The following is a 576-nucleotide window of genomic DNA, read 5'->3' as shown; positions in this document are numbered from 1 at the left end:
CGTCCACGACGGCGGCAGGTCGGTCGCGCTGACCTTCGACGACGGCCCCGACCCGCGCTGGACACCGAAGGTACTGGCGCTGCTGGCCCAGCACCATGCCAAGGCCACCTTCTGCGAGATAGGCCCCAACGCGCAGCGCTACCCCTACCTCACCAAGTCGATCGTCGCCGCCGGTGACCGCCTGTGCGACCACTCCGTCCACCACAACGAGCGCCAGAGCAGCATGCCGTTGGACTACAACATCCACGAAATAGCCGACGCCCAGCGGGAGATATCCAACGCGGCCGGTCCCGGAGCCAAGCTCTGGTACTACCGCGCACCCGGCGGCGACTTCAAACCCGCCATCCGAAACATCGCCGCCCAACACGGACTCCGCCCCCTCGGCTGGAGCGACGACTCCGACGACTGGAAACGCCCCGGCGTCGCCAACATCCTGCAGAACATCAACCGCAACCTGCACCCCGGCTCGATCATCCTCATGCACGACGCCGGCGGCGACCGCTCACAAACCATCGCAGCACTCGCCAAACTACTGGACCAACTCGACGCCCAGGGCTACACCTACACCTTCCCAGC

At 66.3% G+C, this 576-nt stretch carries 1 protein-coding gene; it reads left to right on the top strand.

Annotated elements, in window-relative coordinates; genetic code table 11:
• Positions 1 to 576, top strand: a 576-nt coding sequence (locus ACO1BR_RS44180; protein ID WP_426800759.1) for a polysaccharide deacetylase family protein, incomplete at both ends; no start/stop codon positions are given.

It is taken from the genome of Streptomyces sp. YGL11-2 (assembly GCF_050054615.1).
Taxonomy (GTDB): domain Bacteria; phylum Actinomycetota; class Actinomycetes; order Streptomycetales; family Streptomycetaceae; genus Streptomyces.
Note: the sequence above shows the minus strand (reverse complement) of the source record. Positions and strands in the feature narration are given on the sequence as shown.